This is a genomic window from Tractidigestivibacter sp. (assembly GCF_050946515.1).
Taxonomy (GTDB): domain Bacteria; phylum Actinomycetota; class Coriobacteriia; order Coriobacteriales; family Atopobiaceae; genus Tractidigestivibacter.
This window is the reverse complement of record NZ_JBMNUX010000017.1, coordinates 19,201-39,963: the sequence shown is the minus strand read 5'-3', so window position 1 is coordinate 39,963 and position 20,763 is coordinate 19,201. Positions and strand designations below refer to the sequence as shown.

General features: G+C 62.8%; 17 protein-coding genes. 12 read left to right on the top strand and 5 right to left on the bottom strand.

Annotated elements, in window-relative coordinates; translation table 11 throughout:
- The first annotated feature begins 10 nt into the window (after positions 1 to 10).
- Positions 11 to 1,228, top strand: coding sequence for a hypothetical protein (locus tag ACOYJL_RS09420; RefSeq protein ID WP_433569974.1), 1,218 nt, complete (start codon positions 11 to 13; stop codon positions 1,226 to 1,228).
- Here ACOYJL_RS09420 and ACOYJL_RS09415 read toward each other — a convergent pair.
- On the bottom strand, positions 1,225 to 1,425 hold the full coding sequence (locus tag ACOYJL_RS09415) for a hypothetical protein (protein WP_433569973.1): 201 nt from the start codon (positions 1,423 to 1,425) through the stop codon (positions 1,225 to 1,227). The two genes, ACOYJL_RS09420 and ACOYJL_RS09415, sit on opposite strands and share 4 nt — an antisense overlap.
- A gap of 366 nt (positions 1,426 to 1,791) precedes the next feature.
- Here ACOYJL_RS09415 and ACOYJL_RS09410 point away from each other — a divergent pair, with 366 nt between their 5' ends.
- Positions 1,792 to 2,169, top strand: coding sequence for an HsmA family protein (locus ACOYJL_RS09410; RefSeq protein WP_433569972.1), 378 nt, complete (start codon positions 1,792 to 1,794; stop codon positions 2,167 to 2,169).
- A gap of 565 nt (positions 2,170 to 2,734) precedes the next feature.
- Here ACOYJL_RS09410 and ACOYJL_RS09405 read toward each other — a convergent pair.
- Positions 2,735 to 3,571, bottom strand: coding sequence for an alpha/beta fold hydrolase (locus ACOYJL_RS09405; RefSeq protein WP_433569971.1), 837 nt, complete (start codon positions 3,569 to 3,571; stop codon positions 2,735 to 2,737).
- Between the two features lie 421 nt (positions 3,572 to 3,992).
- Between ACOYJL_RS09405 and ACOYJL_RS09400 the strand changes: the two genes are divergently transcribed.
- Positions 3,993 to 4,997, top strand: coding sequence for a DUF3825 domain-containing protein (locus tag ACOYJL_RS09400; RefSeq protein WP_433569970.1), 1,005 nt, complete (start codon positions 3,993 to 3,995; stop codon positions 4,995 to 4,997).
- Between the two features lie 103 nt (positions 4,998 to 5,100).
- Here ACOYJL_RS09400 and ACOYJL_RS09395 read toward each other — a convergent pair whose 3' ends face one another.
- Positions 5,101 to 6,228 (bottom strand): aldo/keto reductase, encoded by a 1,128-nt coding sequence (locus ACOYJL_RS09395; protein ID WP_433569969.1) that lies wholly within the window; start codon positions 6,226 to 6,228, stop codon positions 5,101 to 5,103.
- Between the two features lie 258 nt (positions 6,229 to 6,486).
- Between ACOYJL_RS09395 and ACOYJL_RS09390 the strand changes: the two genes are divergently transcribed.
- A complete protein-coding gene (locus tag ACOYJL_RS09390) occupies positions 6,487 to 7,809 on the top strand; it encodes a phospholipase D-like domain-containing protein (RefSeq protein ID WP_433569968.1) in 1,323 nt (440 codons plus the stop codon).
- 518 nt (positions 7,810 to 8,327) lie between these two features.
- On the opposite strand, the gene ACOYJL_RS09385 is transcribed toward ACOYJL_RS09390, so the two are convergent.
- Complete coding sequence (locus tag ACOYJL_RS09385; protein WP_433569967.1) at positions 8,328 to 10,349, bottom strand: methionine--tRNA ligase; 2,022 nt, start codon at positions 10,347 to 10,349, stop codon at positions 8,328 to 8,330.
- 104 nt (positions 10,350 to 10,453) lie between these two features.
- On the opposite strand from ACOYJL_RS09385, the gene ACOYJL_RS09380 reads away from it, so the two are divergent.
- From ACOYJL_RS09380 to queA, 6 genes are all read left to right on the top strand, one after another.
- Entirely contained in the window at positions 10,454 to 11,002 is a 549-nt protein-coding gene (locus tag ACOYJL_RS09380; protein WP_433569966.1) for a DUF3267 domain-containing protein, read from the top strand.
- A gap of 18 nt (positions 11,003 to 11,020) precedes the next feature.
- Positions 11,021 to 11,884: a PHP domain-containing protein gene (locus ACOYJL_RS09375; RefSeq protein ID WP_433569965.1), complete on the top strand. Its 864-nt coding sequence runs from the start codon at positions 11,021 to 11,023 to the stop codon at positions 11,882 to 11,884.
- On the top strand, positions 11,881 to 12,711 hold the full coding sequence (locus ACOYJL_RS09370) for a nucleoside/nucleotide kinase family protein (RefSeq protein WP_433569964.1): 831 nt from the start codon (positions 11,881 to 11,883) through the stop codon (positions 12,709 to 12,711). Before ACOYJL_RS09375 ends, ACOYJL_RS09370 begins: the two co-directional genes overlap by 4 nt.
- Positions 12,712 to 12,826: 115 nt before the next feature.
- A complete protein-coding gene (locus ACOYJL_RS09365) occupies positions 12,827 to 13,750 on the top strand; it encodes an SPFH domain-containing protein (protein WP_433569963.1) in 924 nt (307 codons plus the stop codon).
- 78 nt (positions 13,751 to 13,828) lie between these two features.
- Positions 13,829 to 14,449, top strand: coding sequence for an epoxyqueuosine reductase QueH (locus ACOYJL_RS09360; protein WP_433569979.1), 621 nt, complete (start codon positions 13,829 to 13,831; stop codon positions 14,447 to 14,449).
- Between the two features lie 926 nt (positions 14,450 to 15,375).
- Positions 15,376 to 16,539, top strand: a complete 1,164-nt coding sequence (queA, locus tag ACOYJL_RS09355) for a tRNA preQ1(34) S-adenosylmethionine ribosyltransferase-isomerase QueA (RefSeq protein ID WP_433569962.1) — start codon at positions 15,376 to 15,378, stop codon at positions 16,537 to 16,539.
- Positions 16,540 to 16,663: 124 nt separating this feature from the next.
- Here queA and ACOYJL_RS09350 read toward each other — a convergent pair whose 3' ends face one another.
- Positions 16,664 to 17,983 carry a hypothetical protein gene (locus tag ACOYJL_RS09350; RefSeq protein WP_433569961.1) on the bottom strand — a complete coding sequence of 440 codons (1,320 nt, stop codon included), beginning with the start codon at positions 17,981 to 17,983 and terminating at the stop codon, positions 16,664 to 16,666.
- A 373-nt stretch (positions 17,984 to 18,356) separates the two neighbouring features.
- Here ACOYJL_RS09350 and ACOYJL_RS09345 point away from each other — a divergent pair, with 373 nt between their 5' ends.
- Together ACOYJL_RS09345 and tgt are read left to right on the top strand one after the other, a co-directional pair.
- Complete coding sequence (locus ACOYJL_RS09345; protein WP_433569960.1) at positions 18,357 to 18,629, top strand: HPr family phosphocarrier protein; 273 nt, start codon at positions 18,357 to 18,359, stop codon at positions 18,627 to 18,629.
- A gap of 88 nt (positions 18,630 to 18,717) precedes the next feature.
- Positions 18,718 to 19,872 (top strand): tRNA guanosine(34) transglycosylase Tgt, encoded by a 1,155-nt coding sequence (tgt, locus tag ACOYJL_RS09340; RefSeq protein WP_433569959.1) that lies wholly within the window; start codon positions 18,718 to 18,720, stop codon positions 19,870 to 19,872.
- The last annotated feature ends 891 nt before the right edge of the window (positions 19,873 to 20,763 follow it).

Here is a 20,763-nt window from a genome sequence, read left to right as displayed (position 1 = left end):
GGAGGGACTCATGGAGAACAGCAACCAACATGCAGCAGGGAACGGCTCCAAGCTGCCCCTTCCGACGGGCGCAGACCTTCTCGCCACGCAGGCGCGCGCCGGGCTGCTCTGGACCGACGAGGACGACGCCCTCTTCAAGTCTGACATCTTTGGCTATTTCCCCGAAATCCCCGTGGGCGTTCCCGAGTGCGACCTGCTCTCCGCCGTGATGCGCTCCACCAACGACGAGGCGGTCCTGTCGCGCGTGGAGTGGGTGGTCTCTGCGAATGAGTACGACTTCGGGAGCGGCGATGACTGGAGCTACCGCCTTAAGCCCGCGGTCGACTTCTGCGACACCATGAGGTGGCCGGGCGAGGAGAAGCCAAGGTTCCGCGAGGAGGGCGCCGCGACCTTCGGAAGCGATGAGACCGCGCGGTCAACCATCGGTGAGGTGGTCTCCGAGCGTGCGGACGATTTGCTCGCATGGCTCGAGGGCGGCGAGGAGAGCATCGAGCTTACGCACACCTTCTCGAAGAATCGCCTGCGCCGGCTAGGGCTGCCGGCGTGCATGGGCGTCGCTTGGAATCCGCAGACGAACGCGATTCGCGAAACGTGGACTCGTACGTTCGTGGTGACCTTCGAGCGCGACGACGAGCGCGAGATGGGCATGCGCGTGACCTCGGCGAGGCCGATCGCCGCCTCGGAGGACGCGGAGCGATTCGGGGCGGAGCTGCGCGACGTGCTGATGCAGGGGGAACGGCCGTCCATCTCGATCTACGAGCTCTACCAGGAGTGCAGGCTCGACCCCAGCTGTCCTTTCGAGGTGCGCCTCTATCAGTACGAGGAGGGCGGGGACGAGGCCTGCGACGAGGTTGAGATCCGCACGACTGACCCTGACGGCAACGTGCACCTTATCGCCATCGAGCCATGGATGCACCGCATGTGCCCTCTGACGATTCGCGGCGAGGGCACGCTCAGGACAAGCGACTTCGAGTGCTGGTTCGACGGCGAGAAGGACGCCCCGACCGAAGTGCCCGAGAGCTGGGTCGAGCTGCGAAAGTATGCCGAGGCGGCAAAGAAGCGCCTGGAAGACCTTGAGAGGCGCGAGTTCTTCGATGACGGCGACGATGCCCTCAACCTGCGCGAAGTTGAGAGGAGGCGCGCCGAGCTCGCCCTCAGGGGAGAGCCTGACGAAAGCGACTACTCTTGGTTAGACGACCTCTACGGCCAAGACGATGACGATGACTAGTGCCTGGCGCGGGGCTCGGACGCCGCGAGCCTCGCGCCGAGCTCGCGCAGCTGCCTCAAGCAGATGGCCTCGCCCTTGTCGGTAGGCATGCGGACGTAGTGCTCGTTTCCTCGGTGCGAGACGCCGGGAAACATCACCCGCCATGCGTCGAGACCTATGCACCAGACCTGGTCTGCCTCGATCTCGAAGATGTCCATGAGCCGGAGCACGTAGCCTCTGCCAATCGCAATCTCGGTGGGGTTGGGCGCTCGGTTGGTGTTCTTGTCTCTCGTGCGATAGGGGTGGTACGGGAAGACGTTCCACAGAAGGGGGAGCTCGCTCCAGCCGGCAAGCCCGCTCCAGACGACCGTCGCCGAGGGCTCCTGCTCGCGACCGAGCTCGAGGCCTGCGTGCAGGCTAAGCGCGGGTTTTATGGACCCTGCGCGGGCGCTTTACAGCGCCCGCGCAATCGGCAAGAATGCGTTCCGGCGCTATCTGTATGTCAACTATTTCAGCGGACGTCGGCGATTTGGTGAGGCTTCCAATCGCCTCCTTTACCCGCGCTTAGAAACGGAGCTTTCGCCATGTCCACCACGCTTGTTGTCTCTATCGTCGCGATTACCGCAGCGCTTGTCCTCTACACCATTGGCGTCTTTTGGGAGCGACGGACCGGCAATCTCAAGGTTGCGCATGTCGTGGTCTTTTGGGCGGGTCTTGCCTGCGACACGCTGGGCACCTCTATGATGGGGCAGCTTGCGGGCGGCACCTTCCAGCTGGGACTGCATGCCGTCACCGGCGCCGTGGCCATTGCGCTGATGGCTTTCCATGCAATCTGGGCGACACGCACGGTTGCCGTCGGAACTGAGCAGGCGCGCCGCAACTTCCATCGCTTTTCGATTGTCGTGTGGGCCATCTGGCTGATTCCGTACGTGAGCGGCATGGTATTAGGGATGTCGCGCTAGCTTGTCTGCCGGATGAGCACCTTTGCGGGCGGTGGATTCGCCCTAGTCCGTGGTCAGTCGTGCACCGAACCCGCCTTAGTGCAGGTGCCCGCCCGCACAGTGCACCGAACCCGCCTTAGTGCAGGTGCCCGCCCGCACAGTGCACCGAACCCGCCTTAGTGCAGGCCCTCTGGCGGGTCCGAGCGGAGTCATAAATCATTGAACTTCATAAAACCGCAGGTAGATGACTCGCGGCAGAATTGCACGAGATCGCTTTCCCTCTTGCGACCCAGCGAAGGGCCTGCACTAAGGCGGGTTCGGTGCAAAAACTTTGGCAGGGCCCGCACTAAGGCGGGTTCGGTGCAACAGACAGCGCTCGCAGGGCAAAGCCATCGCGTTTGCCCCGCGCTTCGCCAGGAACCGTCGGCTACCGCTACCATTAGGTCTCTAAGCGCCGGGTCATCCAGAATCCTGGGTGATTTCTGCGTAATGACTCCTCGCAGGGCAACGCAGCAGAAAAGAGGAGGGCGGGACAGGGTCCCGCCCTCCTCTTTTCGCCAGCGACCTGCCGTCGGGGGCGCTCGACCTACTTTCCTGTCTTCAGAAACTGCTCAAGCCGCGCATTAAAACGATCGGGGTACTGGACTGCCATCAGGTGCCCGCCCATGACGTAGGTAGGGGTCTCCGGGCAGAGCTTGTTGTAGAACGGCTCGGCAATATCAGCCCAGTGCTCGGCGATGAACATGAGCGTCGGAATCTTGCGTGCGGCCTCTTGGGCTACGGCGCGGTAGTCGGAAAGGATGGCGTCGCCGAAGAGCTCGTGCGTGACCCAGTACGGCGTGCGCGCGCCCATGTCCATGAAGTAGTCGTAGAGGTCGGGATCAAGCGGCCCCTGCCACATGACCTCTCGCAGGTATTCGTCCCAGAAGCCGTGGGCAGACTCTGGGTCAACCAGCGTGTGCGTCATGATCTCCGAAAGCTCCTCCGGGGTGCCCTCGGTCCATGCCGAGGGGTCCTCGTTATGGGGGAGCGGACTCATGTCGACGGTGACCGCTCCTGCCACGGAGTCTACGCCCGCCTGCTCGAGATAGCTCCACACCTCAAGGTTTCCGCAGCTCCAGCCCACGAGGGTAGGCTTCTTGATGCCCAGCGAATCAACTACGCGAATGAGGTCTTTGCCGTGCGTGTGGTAGTCGTTGCCGAAGGGGCACTTGGTAGAGAGGCCTTGGCCGCGAGGGTCTACCAGCACAACGCGATGCGTGCCCTTGAAGTGCTCCAGCTGGTGCTTGAATACCTCGCCTGAAAACGTAAGACCAGGAACGAAAACAAGCGCAGGGGCGTTCTCGTCGCCGGCGTCCCACACATGGATTTGCACGTCATCCGCGACGGTGACGTACTTGCTTTCGGTTCTCTCTGCTGACATGGCTGCTCCTTTCGACGGCGGCATCGTCCCAAGCATAGCCCCGCGCGCTTTGCGCGCGGGGCTTTCTTGCGCCGAACCGGCGCTCGTGCGACGTGTTCCCCCCACCCCTGCGCCGAACTCGCCTTAGTGCGGGCCCCATGGCGGACCCAATTAGCGTCATCAAAGTTCAAACTACATAAAATGCCTGGTAGACGAGGCGCGCCGATTTTGCGGTGCCCGTCGTGGTCGCTGTCGGTCCCGTTGACCATCTGCACTAAGGCGAGTTCGGCGCACGAAGGTAGCCAAAGTCTGCACTAAGGCGAGTTCGGCGCACCGGAGCCGCCTCTTGGCGGCAGAGGAGCGCCAACTCGCCCGCACGCTACTTGCGCGCCGCGCCTACAATCGGATGCATGGGCACGCACTCGCCGAGAGGGGATCACTCATGAGCTCAGATGTCACCAATCCAGTTCGCGGGCAGGACGAGGACGCTTCAGCTGATGTGTGTGACCTGCGCAAATGGGCCTACCTTTACTGCTGGAAGGATTGGCTGCCTAGGCTCGCCGAAAAGGCGCTTCCCGAGCGCTGGGACTTCTCTCCCTCCGATTGCGACGAGGACGGCTCGCCGCGCTACGCGATTCTTGACAGCTATCTGCGCTACACGTTCTGGCGCCTCGTTCACGAGGAGAAAGTGTGCGAGAACGCCCGCGACGGATTTGCGGCGTACAACACGGGGCTGGTAGACCGCTCGTACGAGTCGATCTATGCCTGCTTTGAGGCAAACGACCGACCGGGCATGCAGCCCTGGAAGCTGATCGGATTCTATTGTGCGGGGGAGGAGCGCGTGGGCGACCGTCTGGTGCGCACGTTCAACCCGCTACCCCAGCGCGCCCGGTACCTCAAGCGTCTGGAGGACGTGCTTTACGACGACAGCCAGGTGCCGGTCCTTGACTACGAGCACATCCTGCTTGATAACATTGACCGCCTTCCGCAAAGCTTCCTCGAGCGCGAACTCTATGACAGTCCCAAGCTGATTGCGCTGGTAAAGAGGGGATTCTCTGCTGTCGACGACCCGACCGCGGCGGAAAGCGAAGGGCGCGCGGCGCTCGACGAGCTTAAGCGCAAGCTGCCGAACGACGGCGTGCATTGGATGCGTTTGAAAAATGCGCTGGACGTCGCCGTTAACCTCGCACTGGAGCGCGTCAAGTGGAGCTATCGCACGGCAGTGCCCGCGTACTATCCGCGGGCGAACAGCGTCAACTTGCTGCTTCCGCTCGACCTGACGGAAGACGCCGAGCCCGACATGGCCCTCGTCTTGGAGAGGACTGCGTCTGGCTCCTACATCGGTCAGACGATACTGACGCCGCGCATGGCCTATTGCGACGCCCGCCTCGTCTGCCGCCCCGACGTCGACTGGCTCGACGAGTCGTTCGAGAACGGAGCGAGCTGAGCCTGGCACGGCAGCTGGGTCGCCTCGCCTGTCTGCGAAAAAACGGGAGCCCCGTCCTGTCCCGGGGCTCCCGCTCTTGTCACTTCAAAGCGCGCGCTGCGCTCTATTCCAGCGTGTCCGCGGCCTTCTCGAGAAGCGACGTGATCGGCAGGTGCTGCGGGCAGGCGTTCTCGCACTGCAGGCAGTGGATGCAGTCGCTCGCCTTGCCGTGGTCGCCGTTGGTGGCCATGGCGTAGCTGCGCTTTGCGCCGGCGAGGTCGCCGTAGACCATGTTCTTGTTGACTGCCGAGAAGATCGACGGGATGTCGATTTGCTGCGGGCAGCCACCAGTGCAGTAATGGCATCCCGTGCAAGGAATCTGGTCGATTGAGGCCAAAGTCTTGCTTGCGCGCTCCACGGCCGCATGCTCGTCGGAGTTCAGCGGCTGGAAGTCGCGCATGTAGGAAAGGTTGTCGTCCATCTGCGCGATGTTCGACATGCCGGAGAGCACGACCATTACGTTTTCCAGGCTGGCGACAAAGCGGATTGCCCAGCTGGCGATCGAGGCGTCAGGGTTCGCGGCGCGCAGGATGTCCTGCACCTGCTTGGGCGGGTTGGCAAGCAGTCCGCCCTTGACCGGCTCCATCACCACGACGGGCTTGCCGTGCTTGACCGCGACCTCGTAGTTCTCGCGCGAGCAGACGCTGGGGCTTTCCCAGTCGCCGTAGTTGAGCTGCAGCTGCACGAACTCCACCTCGGGATGCTCGGTCAGGATCTTGTCGAGCACGTCGGGGTGGTCGTGGAACGAGAAGCCCACGTGGCGGACGAGACCCTGCTCCTTTGCCTTTGCGGCAAAGTCCCAGATCCCATACTCGTCGTAGTACTTGAGGCTGTCGGCAGAGAGGGCGTGGAGCAGGTAGAAGTCGAAGTAGCCCGCGCCGGTGCGGTCGAGCGAAACCTGCAGCTCGCGGCGAGCCTCGTCGGCTGACTTTGCGGCCCAGCTGCTGGCGTTGAGCTTGTCAGCGAGGTAGTAGCTGTCGCGAGGATGGCGATTTACCAGGAACTTCGCGGCGGCCTCCTCGCTGCCTTCGTAAACGTACGCGGTGTCGAAGTAGCGCATGCCTGCATCGAGGAACTTGTCGGTCATGATCTCGCACTGCTCGACGTCGATGGTCTTGCCGTCCTCAAGTCGGGGCAGACGCATGAGGCCAAACCCCAGCTTGGGCATCTGCGTGCCAAAGAATTCCTTCATGGTGTCTCCTCTCCAATGCGCGCGCTGGCGCATGGCATTATTATCGCTGGTTTTTCTCCCGTCGTGTTGCGCCTTGTTAAACAGGAAGATTGCACACGTGACCTCATTGAGTCCCGCCCGGGCTGCGCGCTTGAATCTTACCGAATCGCGCGCCCAGTCGATGCTCCAAGTTCGCTTGCCATTTTGATGGTTCCGCCGATGCGGCAGAGTAGTAGCATGTCAACATCTGCTTAGCGCCCAATTTTGGGGGGAGTAGCAATGGGATACCTTTACACGGACGGCCCTTCCAACTACGACGAACCGGATGCTTACTACTCCGAGGGCTGCAATCCGCGGCTGCTTGATAAGTTCTTGAAGTACATAGACGACCGCGCCGACTCAATTTCCTCAATCAAGCTCGTGCTCTATCTATTCAATAATCTATATCTGCTCGAGCGTCTTGAGGATTACGCGCGCCGGGGGATTGACGTTACCGTTACGTCGATTCCGCTTGACGGCTATCAGGATAAGAGCCCAGCGCAGATAGTTTCGTACAAGACCGGAAATACCGTCAGCGAAGAGGAGACAAAGCGCTCCCTGGCAAATGACGTGTATGAAAAAGCGGAGGAATATTCACGCAATTGTGACAAGTTCCGTCTGCTGGTCTTCCCGCACATGTTCATTCGCAGCAAGAGTATCAAGCCGTTCGTGCGCGGGCAGTCTCCGCTTCTCTATAGCCTTCACGCAAAGCTCGCCCTTATCGAATATAAAGACGGTACCGGCGCGGCTGTGCTGACCAGCTCGAACTTCTGCGTTCGCGACGAGGTCAAGGACAACCTGCTGACTATCATCGATGACCAGTCTGTAGTTGCCGTGGCTCGCAAGTTCTTCTCGGACTTCGAGGATTGCTCAATTGATGAGCGGGAATTTGACGAGTCGCGCGGCTACCGCGATTACCTGACCTATTACCCGGCCATGCGCAAGGCCCCTGGGCGCAAGGGCGCGCTTGTCTTCCAGGCACCCTTCTACGCCGACTCGCCTCACTATGCGCGAAACCGTATATGTGACCTTCTCGATAACGCTAGCGATCGGATTCTGATCTGTGCGCAGCACGTCTCGGCCTACCAATACAAGGAGGGCGGAAAGACCGTCGACGGCATTCTGAAGAGCGCGCTTGACGCGGCAAATCGCGGGGTCAAGACCAGCTTTCTCTCGCAGACCTATGGCGGCAAGACTGACCAAAGGAATCGCCGACCGAGAAACTCATCTGCGTTCAAGGCGTTTGCCGACGAGCTCAATAACGTGCAGAACGGCACCGTGAGCTACTTCGTTAATCCGCGCGTGCACTCGAAGTTCTTGGTGATTGACGACACCGCGATTATCACGACCTGCAATCTGACGCCCGCGCAGTTCATCTTCTTGCCCAAGTACACGATCAAGAAGGGCGAGGACAAGAACTGGCCTGACTTGGAGTACAGAGGAGCGTTTGCCGAGGTGGGGGCGTGGTACTTCAACCAGAATCAGCGACTGTGCGAGAAGCTCGAGCACGTCTTCTATCAAGCGGCCAACGATGACGAGGCATCTCAGGTTATGGGGAAGTAGGCTCGGTCGGACTTGACGGGCGTGCGCTGGGGAGTGGGATGGTCTCTGGTCACCGGGCTGGCTCGCTGCCAAGTTGGGCGCCGGGTCAGCTGGGACCAAGTCCTGCGACGGTCCGGGCTGGATCGCTGCCAAGGTGGGCGCCGGGTCAGCTGGGACCAAGTCCTGCGACGGTCCGGGCTGGATCGCTGCCAGGTTGCGCGACTTTTGCAGCATCAGAACTCGCATAACCTGGCAGGTCGGGCATCAGAAGTCGCACAACCTGGCAGAAACGGCATCAGAACTCGCACAAGTTGGCAGAGCTGAGCATCAGAAGTCGCGCAACTTGGCAGCGGTCTGCCAAACCCGTCGTGTGGGCATCAGAAGTCGCGCAAGTTGGCAGGTGCGGGCGGGCACAGGCGCGGGTGCGGACGGGTGCAGGCGCGGCGCCGAAGCGGCGTGACCGCAACAAAGTGCGGGGCCGCGGCGCGCCGAAAATGCGCAGCGCCGCGGCCCCGGTTTCCCAACGTTGAGGCAAAGCCCTACCTCTGGCTGGGGTGCTTCTCAAAGAAGTCGAAGCGAGGCGGAAGCTCAACCAGCGCGTGGCCCTCGGGCTTCTCGCCCAGCTTGGCGGCGAGCTGGGCCGGCGTGTCGAAGGCGTTCTCCCAGCTGAAGAAGAACTCGGGCTCAAAGCCCAGATACGAGCAGATCTTCTCGCAGCCAAACGGCACGGCGGGATGCATCAGCAGCGTGACGGTGCGCAGCTCGGCGAAGGCATTGGCCAGAGCGTGCTCGTATGCGGCGTCGTCGCCCTTGGCGGCCTTGGACTCGTCGCCCCAGCGCTTGTTGGCCGCGCGGCAGAACTCCTCCGCAACCGCCAGCGCGCCGTGCGCGTCAAAGCCGTACGCGCACTTCTCAAAGTCGAGCGTTGCCTTGCGGCAAGCGTCAAGCACGTCGTCGTCAGCCTCCATGCGGGGCAGGTGACCTGCGCAAACGTTCTGCGCGCCATAGAAGCAGCTCCTCGCAAGGCGGTTGAAGATGTTGGTCAGGAAGGCGCTCTCCTTGAGGGCGGGGTCCACGACGCGCGGGTCGTCCTTCACCAGCACCTCTTCGCCGGTCTTCTTGTCCTTGTGCGAGACGCTCGTGTCGAAGGCCTTGGGGGAGAAGCTCACGGCCTTCTGGTCGAGGCCCAGGCTCAGCCAGTGGCAGCGCAGCTGCTCGGGGGTGTAGTACTCAAGCAGCTCCTCGGCCATGGGCGGCTTGATGGCGCCGGAGCTCGAGGCCTTCTTGTTCATAAAGAGTATGTGGTAGTTCGCCACGGGCGTGTCCTGGAAGAGCCCCCAGTCGAGCGCCTTCCACATGGCCGGCTGCGCCACGCAGTAGAAGTAGATGTTGTCCTGCCCGATGAACTGGTAGACGCGCGCGTCGTCGGCGCACCACCAGTCGCGCCAGTCGTCGGACGAGTAGCGCCCGGCGCCGCTCTTCGCGTCCTGCGCGAGCACGGTCTGGACGAACGAGATTGGCGCCCACAGGCTCTCGGGCCACACCCAAACCGTGAGGTCGTGCGTGCCGTCGAGGTCGGGCGCGGGCACGCCCCACTCGATGTTGCCGGTTATGCGCAGCGGAAGCAGCGTCTTTCCAGTGCGGAAGCGGATGCCGTTGGCCTCGAGCACCTCGCGGGCACGGTCGCGGTCCTTCCAGTTGGCAAACTTGACCGAGAAGGACGACTGGTTGCCCTCCGCCTCGCTCACGCTGTGCTCGGGAAGCTGCCCCTCGCAGGTCGAGAACGCGTCGCGGAACTTGGTCTGGATGTAGACGATCGGGTCGGCCAGGCTCTCGCGCACGGTCTTCGTGACGATGTCGCGCACCTGCGGGTCGGCGTCCCACTCGTCCATGAGCTCGTCGAGGTCGTCCCTGAACGCGGGCAGGTCGAAGTACCAATTGTCAACGGGCCGCAGCTCAGGGGTGGTGCCGGTCAGCTGAGACACGGGGTTGATGAGCTCCTCGGGGTCAAACTGGTGGCCGAGGTCGCACTCGTCCGCGTAGGCCTTCTCCGACTTGCAGCCGCGCACGGGGCAGCGGCCGATGACCTGGCGGCCGTTCAGGAACTGGCCCGCCTTCACGTCGTAGAACTGGCGCGTGCTCATCTTGTGCAGGTAGCCGCGCTCGTACAGGCGGCGGATGACCTTGTCGGTGAGCTCGGCGTGCACGGGCTTGGTAGGCTCAAGGCCGGAGCCCTCAAAGATGTCCAGGCTGATGCCGTAGGCGTTGAGGGCGCTGCGCTGCAGCTCGTGGTTGGCGCGCACGTAGTCGGTGATAGTGCCGGTGTAGCCTTCGCTTTCCACCTTCTTGCGGTAGCCCTCCATAATGGGCGAGCCGTAGCAGTCGGTTCCGGACACGAATATGACGTTCTCCTTGCCAATGCGGTCGCGAAGGAACCGGGCAAAGAAGTCTGCGGGCACAAAGACGCCACCGATGTGGCCAAAGTGCAGGTTCTTGTTGCCATAGGGCATGCCGCCGGTGATGACGGCGCGCTTGGGAAACGTAGGACGAGAATCGGGCATTCGAGGCACTCCTTCGACAGTTCATGTGGCATTCGATTATCCCACACGCATGGTAGTCTAGAGCCTTAGGAGAAAGATTGGGGCCCCATGAGAAAGTTTGCTGAATGAGAAAGATTGCTGACATCAACGTGCTTGAGGACAAGGCGTTCCAGAAGCGCCTCACGCGCCTCTCCGTCGTCCTCTTCTGCGTGGCGCTGGCGGTGTCTGCGGCCATCTGCACGCTTATGGGGATGGGCGAGGGCGGCCTTGGCGTGCTGGGCTCGGTCTTGCTCTTTGTTGCACTTCTCATCGTGCCCCTGCCGGTCCACGAGCTCGTGCACGCGCTCTTCTTCAAGCTGCTGTGCCCGTCCTGCCACATCCATTTTGGCTGGAAGGACGCGTTTTTGTACACCGCCACGGACGGCGCCGTCCTTACGCGCCCGCGCGAGACGGTCGTGCTTCTGGCGCCGGCGGTCCTCGTGACGATCGCCACGTTTTCTGTGGGCGCGGCGGCGGGCTCTCCCATTGCGGCATGCGTCGGCGCCGCGTCTCACCTGGGCGGATGCGCCGGCGACATCCTGATGGCGCGCGAGGCCTGGAAGGAGCCCGACTGCGCCTATGTCAAGGACTCTGATACCGGAATCGTGCTTTTGGCGGCAGACGAGAAGGACTAGCGAGAAGGGCGGCGCGCAATGCTGAAAGGCCTCTACCACAACCACACCTGCCTTTGCGACGGCCATGACGCCCCGCGCGAGATGGCGCAGGCGGCCTATGACGCCGGCCTTGGGCACTTTGGCTTCTCCGGGCACATGGACCACGACATCCACATGGACTGGGACGAGTACGTGGCCCAGGTGAAGGGCGTCGCCGACGAGTGGCGCGGGCGGATGGACGTGCTGTTGGGCGTCGAGCTTGATACGCTCTACGGGCCTGGCCGCGCGTGCTGCCCCGGTGCTCAGTACGTGATCGGCTCCACGCACTTTGTGTCGGCAAACGATGGGCGCGGCCCCAGCGTGGACAACGAGCCTGAGCTCTTCGAGCAGCTGTGCCGCGATTGCTACGGCGGCGACTGGATGGCCCTCACGCGCGACTACTACCAGGTGGAGGCCACCGTCGTCGAGCGCACGGGCTGCGACTTCATCGGGCACTTCGACCTTGTCGCAAAGTTCAACGGGGCGGGCGCCTCTCCTTTGGGGAAGTACTTCGACGAGTCGTCGCGCGAGTACCTTGAGCCAGCGCTCGAGACTATGGAGCTTCTGGTGGAGCAGGGCAAGCCCTTCGAGGTGAACTCCGGCGCCATCGCGCGCGGCTATCGCGAGGTCTGCTATCCGCGCCCCGAGCTCCTGCGCGCGCTCAGGCGCATGGGCGGCCAGATCATCCTGTCGACCGACGCGCACTCTACGCAAGGCGTCCTTGGAGGTTTGGATGTGGCCGTCAAGCAGGCGATCGACTGCGGGTTCACGCATGCGCTCTATCTTGCAAGCGACGGCAAGGGCGGCGTGCGCTTTGAGGAGCAGCCGCTCGACGAGGCAATGGGGGAGAAGGACGTGCGATGAGCGACGGGGCGGACGCGGCGAGAGGCGACGTCTGGCCGGCGGCGTGCGGCGACGAAGCGGTGACCTTCTCGCTGGTCGTCGACGGCGTGAAGCACAGCGCGACCTACACGCGCGACACCGTTGAACAGGTCTTCGTTCCTCTCATCGAGCGCTGGGAGCGCATGGCGGCCGAGCGCGCGGCGGCCAACCGGCGCGTCGTCGTCTTTCTCGCAGCTCCCCCGGGCTCGGGCAAGTCGACCATGGCGCACGCGCTCGAGAGCGTCTCTGCGTCCAGGGAAGGCGAGCCCTCTCTTCAGGCGCTGCCCCTCGACGGCTTCCACTTTCATCAAGAGTTTCTCGAGACCCACGATTGCGTCGTCGATGGGCGAAAAGTTCTTATGCGCGACGTGAAGGGAACCCTCGAAACCTTTGATTACGAGCGCTTCTTAGCGAAGCTCTGCGAGCTTCGCGCGGGAGGGCGCGTGCTGTGGCCCACCTATGACCGTGGTATCCACGACGTGCGGGAGGACGCGCTTGCCGTGGACGCGCCGATTGCTCTGATTGAGGGCAACTGGCTGCTGAGCTGCGAGCCCCCTTGGAACGAGGCCTCGAAGCTGGCGGACGACACGGTGTTTCTCGCCGCTGACGAGCGGCTGCTGCACGAGCGGCTTGTGCGCAGAAAGGCGTCGGGCGGGCTTTCCATGGAAGATGCCGAGCGGTGGTACCAGCGCTCAGATGGCAGAAACGTGCGGCGCGTTCTCGAGCGTCGGCAGAATGCGGCCGTTGAGCTGGCACTTTCTTGCGACGGCCGAAGGATTTTCCCAACAAAAAGCATTACAACCGGCTGAGAATTACCGTCCGCCTCGCATGGTAGAGTATGAGCACGCCTTAGAGGCAGTCGTGCCTGCCGAGCCAGTCGGCCGGGCGACCGTGGGTCCCTTGGGGACTGCGAAAGGTCGGGCCATGTTCCTCATCATTCTGATTGTCCTCATCTTGGCTGCCGTGCTGTCTACCGGATACGTCGTGCGCCAGCAGCACGTTGCGGTTATCGAGCGCCTTGGGCGCTTTCAGGGCTTTGCCGGCCCGGGCTTCCACGTGAAGGCGCCGTTCATTGACACCACGCATGACGTAAGCCTGATGACCGAGGACGAGCATATGACTTTTGATGCAAAGACCTCGGATAACGTGACCATCGAGCTGGACGTTTCCATCCAGTACCACGTTGACTACTCTGACGCCAACGCCGGCGCCCAGTCGGGAATCTATAAGAGCTTTTATACGCTGCAGGACCCTGTCGGCCAGATGCAGGACTACCTTGCAGACGCGCTGCGCTCGCAGATTCCGGCGCGCACGCTCGACGAGGTCTTCTCCGAGAAGGACGCAATCGCTCAAGCGATCGACGAGGTGGTGGCACAGAAGATGCTCGGCTACGGATACGTGCTGGTGACCACGCTGATTACCCGCATCAAGCTTCCTGCCGAGGTCGAGGAGTCAATGAACCACATCATCGCGTCCAAGAACAACCTCGAGTCGGCCACCAACGACGCAAATGCCGCCCGCGCAAAGACCGTCATCGCCGCCCGCGCGAAGGCGGAGGCCATGGCTGCCGAGGGCAAGGGCATTGCAGACCAGCGCGTAGCGATTGCGCGCGGCATCAAAGAGTCAATCGACACGATCCAGGGCTCCGAGCTCACTGCGGAGGAGGCCAACCGCCTCTTCGAGTTCACTCAGTGGATTGACATGATGAGCCAGTACGCTGCAAAGGGATCGAGCACCGTCGTGCTGCCCAGCAACTTCGACGAGGCGAGCTCGCAGTTCGAGCAGTACCTTGTTGCCAAGGACGCCCCCAAGCCGGAGGGTGCCAAGCCGGAAGGAGGGCGCAAGTAGGTGAGCGGTCGCGATGGGGGAAAGACGCCAAGTAATGGCGCGCGGCCTGCTTGGTCGGAGCGGCCGGCGCAGGGAAGGGTGCCGCTTCTGCTGCACGCTTGCTGCGGGCCCTGCTCGCTCGAGCCGGTGAAGCTCCTGCGCGAGGAAGGCTTCGAGCCGACGATTTGCTGGACAAACCCCAACATTCAGCCCGTTTCCGAGTGGCAGCGCCGCCTGGACACGCTTCAAGCGTGGGCTCGCGACGTTGCGCACGTCCAAGTGATCATTGCCGGAGACGACCGCGACGCGTGGGAGCGCGGGGTCGCTCCGGCGGGGTTCGACCGGTCGCGTCGTTGCCGCGCCTGCTACGCGCTTCGTTTGGCAGAGTCATGCCGAGTCGCTCGCGAGAAGGGCTTCTCATACGTCTCGACGACGCTTGCCGTGTCGCCCTACCAGCTTTTTGACGAGTGCCACGACGTTCTCGAGAAGCTCTCGCGCGCAAACGGCCTGACGGCGGTCTGGCGCGACTTTCGGCCGCACTATCCACAGGCCACGCGCGAGTCTCGCGAGCTGGGGATGTACCGACAGAACTATTGCGGATGCCGCTTCTCTGCGGCCGAGGCCGCCGTCGAGCGCCACCAGGCCCGCGACGAGCGCAAGGCAGCTCGTGCTGCTGCGCGCGCCGCCGACGCCGACGCTGCCGCGGGCGCTCGCGCGTAGGGCTGCGCACACTGCCAGCGCCAACTTGCGCGGTCTCTGATGCCCACACAACGGGCGCTCGACCCTCGCTGCCAACTTGTGCGAGTTCTGATGCTCCGCTCTGCCAACTTGTGCGACCTCTGATGCCGCTTCTGCCAGGTTATGCGACTTCTGATGCCCGAGCTGTCAGGTTCTGCGACTTCTGATGCCGCAAAAGTCGCGCAACTTGGCAGGGGTCGGCAGGGGGTTCCAGCTAACACGTTGTGTGGGGCTGGCGAAGAGATGGCCGTGCGCATCGTGTGGGGCTCTTCCATCGACCAACCTATCTGCCTGCGGTTTCCCTGACACTGGAATTCCGTCGTGTGGGGCGTGGCATGGGATTCCGAATGACCTTCGCGTTGTGTGGGACTTTTCGCCCCCGTAGCGGGTTCCTAGAGAGTGGCAATCCGCAAAGCCGCAGGTAGAAAAATGGCACTTGGCGAGTGGCATTCAGAACAGTCCCACACAATAGAACGACAGCAGGTCGGCGTCGGCGCGGACCCACACGATGCACCCCGCGACCTGTGGAAACGCGCTCGACCCCCGCACAACGGCCTTGGCCATTTCAGCGCCGGTCCCACACAATGGGCACTGCCAGGTTGCGCTGCCAGGTTGCGCTGCCAGGTTGCGCGAGTTCTGATGCCGGGCGCTGCCAACTTGTGCGACCTCTGATGCCGCTTTTGCCAGGTTATGCGACTTCTGATGCCCGACCTGCCAACTTCCGCGACTTCTGATGCCGCAAAAGTCGCGCAACCTGGCATCGTGACGTTGCGTGGAGCGTCGGTCCCACACAATGGGGTGATGGGAGGGCGGGGCTTCGCTTGGACGCCGACAACGCCTCTAAAGCAACAACGGCGGCGTGTGGGCTATCATAGGCAGTCGCACAAACGACCAGAGAAGGACTGCACATGCGCACCGATGACTTTGACTATCCACTTCCCGACGAGCTGATTGCCCAGTCGCCCGCTGACCCAAGGGACTCCTGTCGCCTGCTGGTGCTCCATCGCGAGGACGGCTCCGTCGATCACCGCGTCTTCACCGACATCATCGACTACCTCGATCCCGGCGATTTGCTCGTCGCAAACAAGACTCGCGTGATGCCTGCGCGCCTGGTTGGCCACAAGCGCGAGACGGGAGGCGTCTCTCAGACGCTCCTGCTCAAGCGCCGCGAGGACATCGACCCCATGGGCCATGTGTGGGAGTGCCTGGTCAATCCGGGCAAACGGCTGAAGCCGGGCAACGTGGTCGAGTTTCGCGCCGGCGGAATCGAGGCCCCCATGTCGGCCGAGGTCGTTCTCACCGGCGAGATCATTGACTTTCTCGAGGACAACCGCGGCGGCCGCTTGGTGCGCTTTGAGCCCCAGGGCAATCGAACCCTGGACGAGGCGATTCACGCTGCCGGCCACGTTCCGCTGCCGCCCTATATCACAAAGTATGACGGGGACCCCGAGAAGTACCAGACCGTCTATGCCATGCACGAGGAGCACTCAGCCGCGGCGCCCACGGCGGGGCTTCACTTCACTCCCGAGCTCATCGACCGCATTCGCAAGAAGGGGGTCGGCTGGCAGACTGTCGAGCTCGAGGTTGGCATAGACACGTTTCGCCTGGTAGAGGAGGACGACCCCACCAAGCACGTGATGCACACCGAGCGCTATCACGTTCCGCAGGAGGTGGTCGACGCCGTGCACGCGACCAAGGCGGCGGGCCATCGCGTCGTAGCCGTGGGCACGACGGCCGTTCGCTCCCTCGAGAGCGCTTGGGAGCCGGAAGCTCCCGCCTCAAATCCGCCTGTGACCGCGCGGCGCTTCGAAAATGCCCCGGACTCTGCGGCAATCACGGGGGAGGGCGACATAGTCGCCCGCGCGGACGCCACCACGAGCCTCTACCTGATGCCCGGCTCCACCTATCACGTGGTCGACGCGCTGATAACCAACTTCCACGTTCCGCGCTCCACGCTCATGATGCTTGTTTCGGCCTTGGCCACGCGCGAGCAGATCATGGCGGCCTACCAAGAGGCAATCAAGGAGAAGTATCGCTTCCTGAGCTTCGGTGACGCGATGTTTATCGAGTAGGGAAGACGGCGAGAAGCACGAGGAGTAAGCTGAGCCCGCGCGACAAACCTGGCGCCCCGCACGATGTGAAACTGCCGTGCGGGGCGCTCTCTCCTTGGCGAGAGCTGCTAGCTACGCCGCCGCGTTAGAGCACCGCGCTCGTAAGCATCAACACCGCAAGCACGATGACCGCGATGACCACGATGAAGATGATGCGAATCGTGCGCGTGCGCTTTCGCAGGTCCTGCTCGGCGGTGTCGAGCGACTTCACCTGGGCCCGCTGCTGGCTTATTGCTGCCTGCTGCTTGACCACATCCTGCTGAAGCTGCGCCGTCGACTCGGGGGTCGAGTGAATCTGGTTCGCCTCGTCCAAGATGGCCTTCGCTGCTGCGGCGTCCTTCTTTGCGGTGGCGACAAACTCCTGCGCCGCTTTGAGGTCCGTCTCGTGCTTCTCGATTTGGTCTGAGAGCTTCTTCTGGCGAGCCGCGGCCTCGTTGCTGAGGCGCTCGTACTCCTCGCGACGATCCTTTGCCTCTGACTGCGCGGACGCAGCCTCGCGCTGGGCAGTCTCTAGGGACTGGTTCTGCGTCCAAAGGTGCGTCTGCGCGTTGTCGACCAGGCTCTGCGCCTCGTTCGTCGCGCGTGCGACGTTCGCCTTGGCGGCGTTGACGTGCGCGGTCTCGGACGCAAGCTCGTCCTGCGCCTGCTTGATTGCCGCTTTTTGCGCGTTCGGGTCGGCCAGCAGCTTGTCGAGCTCGGACTGCACCTTGTGGAGGCGCGTCTGGGAGCTGTCAAGCGTGTGGTTTGCCGAGGCGACGCTCTCGTCCCGGCGCTCGGTCGCGTCCTTCACCTGGTTCTCGGCGTTGCGCACGGCGCGCTTGGCCTCGGCAACGGTGCGCGACGCGTCCTCCGAACGCCCCTTCGCGGACTCCGCAAGCTTTCGAAACGGGCTGATCTTTGCCTCGTCGTCTGCCTTCATGAGCTCAAGGCGAGCCTCGAGGTCGCTCTTCTCGCTGGTTAACGTGCTGATGTTCTGGCGCCCCTGCGCAATGCGCTCGCGCGCGTCGTTGAGCGCCGCGGTGTGCTCGGAGACGATCTTCTCGTAGTTTGCCTCGATGTCTGTGCGGTGCTTGAGCACGCGGTTTGTCTCCTCGAGGGTCTTTTCCATGCTCTCAAGCTCCGAGCGCGCGTTCGAGTGCTCTCGCGAGGCCGCGTGCACGTCGCGCATGGCAGAAAATCCATCGGCGATTGTCTTGCCGGCTCCCTTTGCTGCAGAGGCGGCAGCTCCCTTTGCGGCCGAAGCGGCGGCTGAGGCTCCATTGGAGGTCGCTTTTGTTGCGCTCGACGACTTGCCCTTCTCCTTTGCCTTGCTCTTCTCGCCCTTGGAGGCTCTCTTCTTGTTTGTGTTTGCGCCGGTATTGCTCCGCTCTCGATTGGTCGTTTCCTGCTTCTGCTGGTCAGCCATGTTGCTGGCTCCTCTCAAAAAAGAGCGTGCCGAGGCACGCGGAAAAGTCAATTGTCACGGTTCGGGCGCCTGGTCCGACACCGACGGCTTCTATTGTGCATCAGGGCCGTGGCGATTTTCTCGAGCAGTCCTCTAACGATACAGAATGTTGAGCTCTGTTCATGTCGGCTGGTTGTGTTGGCATTTGAGCCAAATTCGACGCTGAAGAAATCCTACCCAGCAAAAACCTTTCCGGCGGAAGGCCCTCCCCTTCAGAAGAGTGTAGAGAAATATTCACGAAATGAAGAAATGTGTGTAAACTGGGAAGAAGATTGCTGGGCACAGGGGGTTCGGTGCCCGGAATAATTTAAGAGCATCGGAAGAGGAGTGCACCATGGTTTCTAAGCAGACCACCATCATCAACGCCACTGGCCTTCACGCCCGTCCCGCGTCTGTCTTCGTGACTGAGGCCAAGAAGTATCAGAGCAAGGTCACCATCAAGAACGTCGACAAGGACACCGCTCCCGTTAACGCCAAGTCCATCATGATGATTCTGGCCGCTGGTCTCGCTACGGGCACCAAGATCGAGATTTCTTGCGACGGTCCTGACGAGCAGGAGGCTTGCGACGCCCTCGTCGCTCTCGTTGACTCTGGTTTCGGCGAGTAGATCAAGCCACTTTATACGCGCTTGTTCGGCCCGGGCACGCGCCCGGGCCTTTTTGTTGGCTACTCAGATCTGTAAGGAAGTCACGTTCATGCCCGAAAGCACCGATAGCTCTCGCTGGTTCACCTATGACATCGTTGCCGAAGACCCCACGACGCACGCACGGGCGGGCGTCTTGCATACCCCGCATGGCGACGTTCCGACTCCGATCTTCATGCCGGTGGGAACAAAGGGCACGGTAAAGGGGGTTCTCGTCCCGCAGCTCAAGGAGCTGGGCGCCAAGATCGTGCTGGCGAACACCTATCACCTTGCCATGAGACCCGGCGAGGACCTTGTCGCCGAGATGGGCGGGCTCCACAAGTTCACCTGCTGGGATGGGCCAATCCTTACGGACTCCGGCGGATTTCAGGTGTTCAGCCACGAGGAGTACTGCAAGCTGTCCGACAATGGCGTGCGCTTTCGCGCCGTTGACTACGACGGCCGCTGGTTTGAGTGGACGCCCGAGGAGAACATGGCGATCGCCCAGAAGCTGGGTGCCGACATCGTGATGCAGCTCGACCAGTGCGTCGGCTATCCGGCCCCGCGCGCGAAGGTCGAGCGCGGAGTCGAGCTGTCCGCGATGTGGGCCGAGCGTTGCTGGAAGGCTCACACCAGGTCTGACCAGGCGCTTTTTGGCATCGTGCAAGGAGGCATGGACCTTGGGCTGAGGCGCCGTTCGCTGCGGCACCTGCTGGACGTGGGCGACTTCCCGGGATTCGGCATTGGCGGCTACTCGGTGGGCGAGGACCACGAGACCATGTTCGAAAGCTTGGAGCCGCTGGTCAGCCAGTACATGCCTCGCGAGAAGCCCCGTTACCTGATGGGCGTTGGAAATCCGACGACGCTCGTGCGCGGCGTGGCGTGTGGCATCGACATGTTCGACTGCGTGCTGCCCACGCGCACGGCCAGGATGGGCACGGCCTTCTCGAGCGAGGGGCGCCTGAACTTGAAGAACGCGCGGTTCCAGCACGACGCGGGCCCGCTTGACTCCAGCTGCACGTGCCCGGTTTGCACCGGTGGCTACAGCCGCGCGTACCTGCATCATCTCGTGAAGCAGAAGGAGATGGTCGGCTCCATCCTGCTTTCCATGCACAACCTGTATTTCCTTCTCGACCTGATGCGCCGAGCTCGCGAGGCGATCATTGCGGGCACCTACGGCGACTTCGTCTCTGAATGGATGAGCCTCCCCGCCGCTGAGGACTGGTAGCGCGCCACGTTGCGGCTGCGTTCAGCACGGCGGCCGCGTTCAGCACGGCGGACGCGGGGCTCCTCCCGTCGCGCTGGCCTCGCCCGAGCCGACCTTGCCCGTTGTGTGGGACCGGCGCGGAATTGGCGCCGCGCATTGTGTGGGAGTCCGCGGCGTTCCCGCAGGTCGCGAGCCGCGTCGTGCGGGTCTGCGCAGCCCTTCTCGGTCACTCGGTCCATTGTGTGGGGATGCTCTGGATGCTACTGCACCTGTGCCATTTCCCTACCTGCGGCTTTGCGAAGAGGCTCTGCCCGAGGGCGCGTGACAGAGACGAGAAGCCCCACACAACGCGAGGGCCGCCCGGCGCGCCTCGCCGCGTCCCACACGACGGGATTGGGGAGCCGAAGAATCCCCAGCTAGAAGAGCTGGGCGAGAAGTGCGCCCCACACATTGGCGTCATCATTTCTTTTGCACTCCCACACAACAGGACGCTGCCAGGTTGCGCGACTTTTGCAGCATCAGAAGTCGCGCAACCTGGCAAAACGGGCATCAGAAGTCGCATAACCTGGCAAAACGGGCATCAGAAGTCGCATTACCTGGCAAGGGCGGGCATCAGAGGTCGCGAAACCTGCCAGCGCGCCGTTGTGTGGGCATCAGAGGCCGCGCAACTTGGCAGGGCGCCGGGCGCGCCGCAGCAGCCGCGCGGGCATCAGAGGTCGCGCAGCCTGGCGCCGGGCGCGCCTGAATGATTCGGCCAAAAAGGTCCTGGCAGAGCTCGGCTGGGACCCGGCTTTGGAGCCGCGCGTTACGGGCGCGGGTCGTGCAAACCGGATAGAGACCCCGCCGCGGTAGGACCCCACCCGCGAAGAATACGTATAATGGCACGGTTAGCCAACTGCGACCTTGTGCCAG

What these genes read in the sequence shown, in the direction of transcription:
- ACOYJL_RS09400 (WP_433569970.1), top strand. Translation starts at nt 3,993, where the DNA reads ATGAGCTCAGATGTCACCAATCCAGTTCGCGGGCAGGACGAGGACGCT.
- ACOYJL_RS09410 (WP_433569972.1), top strand. Translation starts at nt 1,792, where the DNA reads ATGTCCACCACGCTTGTTGTCTCTATCGTCGCGATTACCGCAGCGCTT.
- ACOYJL_RS09405 (WP_433569971.1), bottom strand. Translation starts at nt 3,571, where the DNA reads ATGTCAGCAGAGAGAACCGAAAGCAAGTACGTCACCGTCGCGGATGAC.
- ACOYJL_RS09385 (WP_433569967.1), bottom strand. Translation starts at nt 10,349, where the DNA reads ATGCCCGATTCTCGTCCTACGTTTCCCAAGCGCGCCGTCATCACCGGC.
- ACOYJL_RS09390 (WP_433569968.1), top strand. Translation starts at nt 6,487, where the DNA reads ATGGGATACCTTTACACGGACGGCCCTTCCAACTACGACGAACCGGAT.
- ACOYJL_RS09345 (WP_433569960.1), top strand. Translation starts at nt 18,357, where the DNA reads ATGGTTTCTAAGCAGACCACCATCATCAACGCCACTGGCCTTCACGCC.
- ACOYJL_RS09395 (WP_433569969.1), bottom strand. Translation starts at nt 6,228, where the DNA reads ATGAAGGAATTCTTTGGCACGCAGATGCCCAAGCTGGGGTTTGGCCTC.
- ACOYJL_RS09380 (WP_433569966.1), top strand. Translation starts at nt 10,454, where the DNA reads ATGAGAAAGATTGCTGACATCAACGTGCTTGAGGACAAGGCGTTCCAG.
- ACOYJL_RS09350 (WP_433569961.1), bottom strand. Translation starts at nt 17,983, where the DNA reads ATGGCTGACCAGCAGAAGCAGGAAACGACCAATCGAGAGCGGAGCAAT.
- queA (WP_433569962.1), top strand. Translation starts at nt 15,376, where the DNA reads ATGCGCACCGATGACTTTGACTATCCACTTCCCGACGAGCTGATTGCC.
- ACOYJL_RS09370 (WP_433569964.1), top strand. Translation starts at nt 11,881, where the DNA reads ATGAGCGACGGGGCGGACGCGGCGAGAGGCGACGTCTGGCCGGCGGCG.
- ACOYJL_RS09420 (WP_433569974.1), top strand. Translation starts at nt 11, where the DNA reads ATGGAGAACAGCAACCAACATGCAGCAGGGAACGGCTCCAAGCTGCCC.
- ACOYJL_RS09415 (WP_433569973.1), bottom strand. Translation starts at nt 1,425, where the DNA reads ATGGACATCTTCGAGATCGAGGCAGACCAGGTCTGGTGCATAGGTCTC.
- ACOYJL_RS09375 (WP_433569965.1), top strand. Translation starts at nt 11,021, where the DNA reads ATGCTGAAAGGCCTCTACCACAACCACACCTGCCTTTGCGACGGCCAT.
- ACOYJL_RS09365 (WP_433569963.1), top strand. Translation starts at nt 12,827, where the DNA reads ATGTTCCTCATCATTCTGATTGTCCTCATCTTGGCTGCCGTGCTGTCT.
- tgt (WP_433569959.1), top strand. Translation starts at nt 18,718, where the DNA reads ATGCCCGAAAGCACCGATAGCTCTCGCTGGTTCACCTATGACATCGTT.